General features: G+C 72.6%; 6 protein-coding genes. 4 read left to right on the top strand and 2 right to left on the bottom strand.

Features of this window, described 5'->3' with window-relative positions; translation table 11 throughout:
- Nucleotides 1-4 precede the first annotated feature (4 nt).
- The 4 genes from gabT (at nucleotide 5) to E9934_RS14955 (ending at nucleotide 5,221) form a co-directional block, all read left to right on the top strand.
- On the top strand, nucleotides 5-1,342 hold the full coding sequence (gene gabT / locus E9934_RS14940; RefSeq protein ID WP_136563698.1) for a 4-aminobutyrate--2-oxoglutarate transaminase: 1,338 nt from the start codon (nucleotides 5-7) through the stop codon (nucleotides 1,340-1,342).
- Nucleotides 1,339-2,778 (top strand): NAD-dependent succinate-semialdehyde dehydrogenase, encoded by a 1,440-nt coding sequence (locus E9934_RS14945; protein WP_136563699.1) that lies wholly within the window; start codon nucleotides 1,339-1,341, stop codon nucleotides 2,776-2,778. Before gabT ends, E9934_RS14945 begins: the two co-directional genes overlap by 4 nt.
- A 204-nt stretch (nucleotides 2,779-2,982) precedes the next feature.
- Entirely contained in the window at nucleotides 2,983-4,140 is a 1,158-nt protein-coding gene (locus tag E9934_RS14950; protein WP_136563700.1) for a lipid II:glycine glycyltransferase FemX, read from the top strand.
- Between the two features lie 7 nt (nucleotides 4,141-4,147).
- The gene (locus E9934_RS14955) at nucleotides 4,148-5,221 is read left to right on the top strand and encodes an alanine racemase (protein WP_136563701.1); all 1,074 of its coding nucleotides are present in this window, start codon (nucleotides 4,148-4,150) and stop codon (nucleotides 5,219-5,221) included.
- A 135-nt stretch (nucleotides 5,222-5,356) separates the two neighbouring features.
- Here the strand turns inward: E9934_RS14955 and E9934_RS14960 are convergent, their stop codons facing one another.
- Nucleotides 5,357-6,784 carry a glycosyltransferase family 87 protein gene (locus tag E9934_RS14960; protein WP_136563702.1) on the bottom strand — a complete coding sequence of 476 codons (1,428 nt, stop codon included), beginning with the start codon at nucleotides 6,782-6,784 and terminating at the stop codon, nucleotides 5,357-5,359.
- An 18-nt stretch (nucleotides 6,785-6,802) separates the two neighbouring features.
- Nucleotides 6,803-8,363, bottom strand: a 1,561-nt coding sequence (locus E9934_RS14965; RefSeq protein ID WP_275106636.1) for a transglycosylase domain-containing protein, incomplete at its 5' end; no start/stop codon positions are given.

The following is an 8,363-nucleotide window of genomic DNA, read 5'->3' on the forward strand; positions in this document are numbered from 1 at the left end:
CCCCGTGCCCGACCTGACTCCCCCCGCCCCGCCGCAGGAGCGGCGCCTGGTCACCGCCATCCCCGGCCCGCGCTCGCTGGAGCTGCTGGCCCGCAAGGAGGCGGCCGTCAGTGGCGGCGTCGGCGTGATGCTGCCCGTCTTCGCCGTCGCGGCCGGCGGCGGCGTGCTCGTCGACGTCGACGGCAACTCGCTCATCGACCTCGGATCCGGGATCGCGGTCACCACCGTCGGCAACGCGCACCCGCGGGTGGCGGCTGCGGTCGCGGAGCAGGCCCACGCCTTCACCCACACCTGCTTCATGGTCACGCCCTACGACGGCTACGTCGAGGTCTGCGAGGCGCTCAACCGGCTCACCCCCGGCGACCACGACAAGCGGACCGCGCTCTTCAACTCCGGCGCGGAGGCGGTCGAGAACGCCGTCAAGATCGCCCGCCACGCGACCGGTCGGGACGCGGTCGTCGTCTTCGACCACGCCTACCACGGGCGCACCAACCTGACGATGGCGATGACGGCGAAGAACATGCCCTACAAGCACGGCTTCGGTCCCTTCGCCGCCGAGGTCTACCGAGCCCCGATGTCCTACCCCTACCGCGACGGGCTCGACGGCGCCACCGCCGCCGCGCGGGCGATCGACGTGATCGACAAGCAGGTCGGCGCCACCAACCTCGCGGCCGTCGTCATCGAGCCGGTCCAGGGCGAGGGCGGCTTCGTCGCGCCCGCCCCCGGCTTCCTCCCGGCGCTGGCGCAGTGGTGCCGCGACAACGGCGTCGTCTTCGTCGCGGACGAGGTGCAGACCGGCTTCGCCCGCACCGGCGACCTCTTCGCGTGCGACCACGAGGGCGTCGTACCGGACCTGATCGTGACGGCCAAGGGCATCGCCGGCGGCCTGCCGCTCGCGGCCGTGACCGGTCGCGCGGAGATCATGGACGCCCCGCACGCGGGCGGCCTCGGCGGCACCTACGGCGGCAACCCCATCGCCTGCGCGGCGGCGCTGGCCGTCATCGAGGCCATCGAGACCGACGGCCTGGTCGCGCGTGCCGCCGAGATCGGCGAGCGGCTGACCAAACGACTCAGCGCCCTGCAGGCCCGCGACCCGCGCATCGGCGACGTCCGGGGCCGCGGCGCGATGATCGCCGTCGAGCTGGTGGGCGCCGGCACGACCGCGCCCGACGCCGACCTCACCCGGCGGGTGGCGACAGCCGCGCACGCGCAGGGGCTGATCGTGCTGAGCTGCGGCACGTGGGGCAACGTGCTGCGCTTCCTGCCGCCGCTGAGCATCTCCGACGCACTGCTCGACGAGGCCTTCGACCTGCTCGAGGCGATCTTCGAGGAGACCCGGTGACCCTCGCCGCCGACCAGCGGACCAGCGCTGCCAGCACTGACAGCGCTGTCAGCACCGTCTTCGTCGTCGACGACCCGGCCACCGGGGCCGTCCTTGCCGAGCTCCCCGACGCCGGCCCGGCCGAGGCGACTGCCGCGGTCGACGCGGCTGCCGCCGCCCTCGCCGGGTGGTCGGCGACCAGTCCCCGCGAGCGGGCGGAGGTCCTCCGTCGGTCCTACGACGCCATGGTGGCCGCCTCCGCCGAGCTGACCGCGCTGATCGCCGCCGAGAACGGCAAGTCCCAGGCCGACGCCCGGGCCGAGGTGGCCTACGCGGCGGAGTTCTTCCGCTGGTACTCCGAGGAGGCCGTCCGCAGCGACGGCGACTACTCCCTCGCCCCGTCCGGCGCTGCCCGCACCCTCGTCACGCAGAAACCGGTCGGCGTCGCGGCGCTCGTCACGCCGTGGAACTTCCCGGCCGCGATGGCGACCCGCAAGATCGCGCCCGCGCTGGCGGCCGGCTGCACGGTCGTGCTCAAACCGGCGGCGGAGACCCCGCTGACGGCGCTCGAGATCGCCCGCCTGCTCGGCGCGGCCGGGGTGCCGGAGGGCGTGGTGTCCGTCGTACCCACCACCCGGGCCGCCGACGTGGTCGGCACCTGGCTCGCCGACGACCGGGTCCGCAAGGTGTCCTTCACCGGCTCGACCGGCGTCGGCAAGGTGCTGCTGCACCAGGCCGCCGACCGGGTGCTCAACGCGAGCATGGAGCTCGGCGGCAACGCGCCCTTCGTGGTGACCGCCGACGCCGACATCGAGGCGGCCGTCGCGGGCGCGATGATCGCGAAATTCCGCAACGGCGGCCAGGCCTGCACGGCCGCCAACCGCTTCCACGTCCACGCCGACGTCGCCGAGGCCTTCTGCCGTCGCTTCGGCGAGGAGATCGCCGCGCTGCGGGTGGGGCCGTCGTCCGACCCCGACAACCAGATCGGCCCGATGATCACGGCCGCCGCGGCGGCCAAGGTCGCCGGCCTGGTCGCGGCCGCCTGCGCCGAGGGCGCCACCGTGGCCGCGGTCGCCGACCTTCCGGACGCGGCCGGCGACGCCTTCTACCCGCCGACGCTGCTCACCCGGGTGGCGCCGGACGCCGCGATCCTCACCGAGGAGATCTTCGGACCGGTCGCGCCCGTGGTGACCTGGACCGACACCGAGGAGCTGCTCGCCCAGGTCAACGGCTCCGAGTACGGCCTCGCCGCCTACGTCTACGCCGGCCGCCTCCAGGACGCCCTCACGCTGGCCGAGCGGATCGACGCCGGCATGGTCGGCATCAACCGCGGCATCGTCTCGGACCCCTCCGCCCCCTTCGGCGGGGTGAAGCAGAGCGGCCTGGGGCGCGAGGGCGCCCGCGACGGCATCCGGGAGTTCCAGGAGACGCAGTACTACTCCGTCGACCTCGGCTGACGCGGGCGCGACGCCCCTTCGTTCGTCGAGTAGCAGGCGAGCGCCAGCGAGCCGCGTATCGAGACGCCCCGCAGCCCGCACACCGGACCGGGCCAGACCCAGCACCACGGCCAGACGTCTCGATACGCCCGCTCGTCCCTCGCGGCCTACTCGACGACCGACGGGCGCGAGGACGCCCGACCACCGCCCGATAGCCTGACCCGCATGCCCAGCGTGCGCCCGATCAGCCTGACCGAGCACCGCGACCACCTCGCGACGCTGCCGTCCGCGAGCTTCCTGCAGACCCCCGGGTGGGCGCAGGTGAAGGGCGAGTGGCGCAGCGAGTCGATCGGCTGGTTCGACGACTCCGGGCAGCAGGTCGGCGTCGCGCTGGTGCTCTATCGCCAGCTGCCGAAGGTCAAGCGCTACCTGGCCTATCTCCCCGAGGGTCCGGTCATCGACTGGTCGAGCGAGGACCTCGGCGCGTGGCTGGACCCGCTCGTGAAGCACCTCAGGAAGCAGGGCGCGTTCGCCGTACGGATCGGGCCCCCGGTCGTCACCCACCGCTGGAGCACCGCCCAGGTCAAGGAGGGCATCGCCGACCCCGAGGTCCGGCTGCTCTCCCAGATCCCGCCGGAGGTCCGCTGCCCCGAGGGCGCGCGGGTGCTCACCCAGCTGACCGAGCTCGGCTGGCAGCACCAGGGCGTCGAGGGCGGCTTCGCGGCCGGGCAGCCGCAGTTCGTCTTCCAGGTCCCGCTGCGGATCTCGACGGGCTCGACCACCGGGGACGGGCGTCAGCGCACCGAGGACGAGGTCCTCAAGGGCATGAACCAGCTGTGGCGCCGCAACATCAAGAAGGCGGCGAAGGAGGGCGTCGAGGTCACGGTCGGCACCCGCGACGACCTGGCTGCCTTCCACGAGCTCTATGTCCACACCGCCCAGCGCGACCACTTCACCCCGCGTCCGCTGCGCTACTTCGAGACCATGCACGACGCGCTCACCGCCGATGCGCCCGAGACGCCCGACCGCTTCCGGCTGTGGCTGGCCCGCCACGACGGCGACCTGGTCGCCTCGACGATCTCGATCCGGGTCGGCGAGCACGCGTGGTACTCCTACGGCGCCTCGTCCACAGAGAAGCGCGAGGTCCGCGGATCCAACGCCGTGCAGTGGGCGATGATCCGCGACGCGATCGCCGCCGGCGCGGCGGTCTATGACCTGCGCGGCATCACCGAGACCCTCGACGCCGAGGACAGCCACGTCGGGCTCATCCAGTTCAAGGTCGGCACCGGCGGCGAGGCCGTGGAGTACGCCGGCGAGTGGGACCTGCCGATCAACCGCCTGCTCTACAAGGCGTTCGACACCTACATGAAGCGGCGGGGGTGAGGCGCCGATGCTGAGGCTCACCGTCGACGGTCCGCGCTGGCGGGCCCACCTCGAGCAGGTCGCGAGCACCCACCCGGGCCTGGTGCCCGTGGCGAAGGGCAACGGCTACGGCTTCACGCTGGGTCGCCTGGCGCGCAAGGCGCAGTGGCTCGCCGACCGCGGCCACGACGTGCGGACCCTGGCCGTCGGCACCCACGACGAGGTCCCGGAGGTCGCGCAGCGCTGGTCGGGCGAGATCCTGGTCCTCACCCCGTGGCGGCCCTGGGTCGCCCTGCCCGAGCCCGCGGTCGCCCGCCGGCTCGTGCACACGGTCAGCAGGCTCGACGACCTGCGGGAGCTGCTCCACCGCGACCCCACCGCCCGGATCGTGCTCGAGCGGATGACCTCGATGCGCCGTCACGGCATGACCGCGCGCGAGCTGTGGGAGGCCGGCGACCTGCTCCGCAAGCACCCCGGCGCCCACGTCGAGGGTCTGGCCCTGCACCTGCCGCTCGGCCAGGGCACCCACCTCGGCGAGGTCACCCGCCTGATGAACGACTTCGTCGGCGGGGACGTGCCGCACCGCGGCCTGCCGCAGGTCTGGGTCAGCCACCTCACCGACGCCGAGCTGGCGACGCTGCGCGAGCAGTACGCCGACTTCACCTTCCGCCCGCGCATCGGCACCGGCCTGTGGCTCGGTGACCGGGGCGCCCTGCGGGTGACGGCCACCGTGCTCGACGTGCACGCCGTCGAGCGGGGCGACGCGTTCGGCTACCGCGGCCGCACCGCCCCCAAGGACGGGCACGTGCTCGTCGTCAGCGGCGGCACCGCCCACGGCATCGGGCTGGAGGCACCCACCGGGGAGCAGTCGATCAAGGCCCGCGCGGCGACCCTGGCCCGCGGCGGTCTCGACGCGGTCGGCTTCGTGCGCTCGCCGTACTCCATCGACGGCAAGCTGCGCCTCTTCGCCGAGCCCCCGCACATGCAGGCCTCGATGCTCTTCCTGCCCCACGGCAGCCGGGTGCCCGAGGTGGGCGAGGACGTCGAGGTGCGGGTCCGCTACACCGCGACCGACGTCGACGAGGTCGTCGTCACCGGCTGAGCTCCCCATCGGTCGTCGAGTAGCCCGCGAGGTACGAGCGGGCGTATCGAGACGTGGTGCGATGCTGCCGGGACTGGCCCGGTCCAGCACACCGGCTGCGGTCGTCTCGATACGCGGCTCGCTGGCGCTCGCCTGCTACTCGACGAGCGAAGGGACACGCTCCTCGACCACCACCGGGTCGTGGTCGGGGCGATACATGTCCCGCACGATGACGACGGCGAGGTAGAGCTCGCCGGCCACGCGCACGGCGATGCCGAGCCAGTAGAAGCTGGCGTCCCCGCCGCCCGTCGGGTTGAGGTAGCCGCCGAGGTACCACCAGATCGTGCAGAAGTAGACGACCTCGCTGGCCTGCCAGATCAGCTGGTCGCGCCAGCGCGGCCGGGCCAGCACGGCGAGCGGCAGCAGCCACAGCACGTACTGCGGTGAATAGACCTTGTTGACGATCAGGAAGCCGACGACGATCAGGTAGCCGAGCTGGGCCAGGCGGGGAACGGTGGCGTGATCGCCCCAGCGGCGGCCGCGCCCGGCCGTCATCCCGATCGCGAACACCCCGACGCACCACGCGCCGAAGAGGATCCAGGACCAGGTGTTGATGGTGTGCGCCTCGATGGCCGCGTCGGTGGCCTGGTCGACGAGCATCCACACCGAGCCCAGGTCGGCGGTGCGGTCGGAGTTGAAGCTCCAGAAGACCTGCCACTGCTCCTTGCCGGAGAAGTACGCCGGAGCGTTGGCCGCCGCCCACACGACGACCGAGGTGAGCGTGGCCGTGACGAAGGCGCCGATCTCGCGACGGCGCAGGCAGATCACGAGGATCGCCCCGAGCAGGAAGAGCGGATAGAGCTTGACCGCGGTGCCGAGCCCGATCATCACGCCGGTCAGGACCGGCCGGTCGCGCGACCACGCCCACAGGGCGCCGGCGACGAGCACGACCGCGAGCAGGTCCCAGTTGATCAGCCCGGTCAGCAGCAGGGCCGGTGAGATGGCGAAGGCGGCGGCGTCCCAGGGCCGCCGTGGATGAGCCCCCGCCAGCAGCCACACCGCGAGCAGGGCGCACAGCCCGAAGCCGACGGCGTTGACGAGCAGGAAGATGTTCTGCTCGTCGGCGACCTCCGGGTCGCCGTACAGCGCGGCGACGGGTTGTCGATAGCGGTCCTCGAGGTCCGGCGACCCGTTGAGCCAGTGGGTGACCCACGCGGTGCCCCACGCCCAGTAGGAGATCCCGACGGGGTATTCCATCACCTCGTAGCGGGACCGCGTCTGCTCGTCGTCGGAGTAGGGCCAGGCGTGCTCGACCATCCCCCGCGGCACGTAGAGCGGCCGCAGGTCGGTGTAGCACATGTGGGAGTAGACCCAGTTCTGGTCCTTGCCGTCGACCAGCGAGCAGGGGGCCTTCTGCACCATGCCGAGGCAGAAGGTGAACGCCGTGAGCAGCAGCAGCACCCGCACCGGCGTCCACCAGCGGTGGCCGGCGGCGTGCTCGCCCATCGGACCGCCCACGACCTCGCTGACGGCGGTGACGACCGCGTCGTCGCGGGTCGGGTGGACGTGCCCGGGCTCGGTCATGGTCGGTGCGGACCCGGTCTACGCCGCCGCGCGCGGCCGGTCGCGCCGCCGGCCCCGACTGGTCGGCGTCTGCCGTCCGTTGCCGTGCGGGGTCGCGGTGGCGTCGCCGGGCACCAGCGGGTTGTTCGGCTCGGGGTCGGTCCCGTCCGGGGTGCCGTCGCCGTCGGAGTCGGGGTTGGTCGGGTTGGTGCCGTTGGCGAGCTCGTCCTCGTCGGAGATGCCGTCACCGTCGGTGTCGACCGGTGCCGTCGCGGTGTCCTCGGTGCTGGGCTCCTGGGTCGGCTCCGTGGTCGGCGGCTCCTCGGTGGTCTCGGTCTCCCGCGGCTCCCTGGTCCTGCTCGGCTTCGGCGGCGGAGCCTGCTCGTGGCCCTCCTCCGGCGCCTCACCCTTCACGTAGGCCGCGGGCGGCAGCTCCTCGACGTCCTCGCCCTCGAGGGCGCGGGTCATCACGGCCGTCCAGGTCTCGGCGGGATAGTCGCCACCGAAGTACGACGGCAGCCAGTCCTTGAGCTGCTCGTTGCCGATGCCGCGCACATACATGACGGCGGTCGCGAGCTGCGGGGTGTAGCCGACGAACCAGGCCGAGGAGACCTCGCCCAGGCCGTTGGTGGCGGTGCCCGTCTTGCCGGCGGCCGGCCGATCGAGGGCGAGGGCGGCGCTGCCGGAGCCGGCCTTGACGACCTGCTGCAGGGCATAGCCGACATCGTCGGAGACGCCCTCGCGGATCGCGCGGTGGTCGGTGACCTTGTGGTTGTACTTCACGACGCCCTCGGCGTCGACGACCTTCTCGATGATGTAGGCGTCGGCGGCGACCCCCCGGTTGGCGATCGTCGCGTAGCCGTTGGCCATGTTGATCGGGCTGACGGTCTGCGAGCCCAGGGACACATTGGTGCCGGGCTGGAGGCCGGGGCTCGACGTCGGGAAGCCGTAGGGGTCGTTGGCCTCCTCCGCGGGCGGGATGCCCATCTGGTTGGCGGTCCGGATGATCTTCTGCGGGCCGTCCGGGATGCCGAGCGTCAGGTCGATGTAGGCGGTGTTGATCGAGTCCTGCGTGGCCTTGATGAGGTCGACCTGGCCGTAGGACCGGTCGCCCTGGTTCTCCACGGGACGCCCGCCGCCGGGCAGCTCGTAGGGGCTGTCGCCGTCGAAGCGGTCCTTGAGCTCATAGCCGGACTCGATGCCCGTCGCGAGCGCGAACGGCTTGAACGTCGATCCGGCCTGCCCGCCCTCGACGGCCCAGTTGAGCTGGGACTCGAGGAAGTCCTGGCCGCCGTAGAAGCCGCGCAACGCGCCGGTGCCGGGCTCGACGGAGGCGACGCCGACGTGCAGCTGCTTGCCGAAGCCCTCGGGCTTGACCTCGAGCACGCCCTCGCGCGCTGCGTTCATCGCCTTCTGGGTGAAGGTCGTGGTGACCTTGAGACCGCCGCCGTTGATCTGGTCCTCGCTGAAGCCCAGGCGCAGCAGCTCCTTGCGGACCATCGTGAGCACGTGGCCGCGCTGGCCGCCGTACTGCTCGTCCTGCTTGATCCTCGGGAAGGACGGCAGGCCGCGCTCGAGCGCCGCCTCGGCCTCGTCGGGG

It is taken from the genome of Nocardioides caeni (assembly GCF_004912195.1).
Taxonomy (GTDB): domain Bacteria; phylum Actinomycetota; class Actinomycetes; order Propionibacteriales; family Nocardioidaceae; genus Nocardioides; species Nocardioides caeni.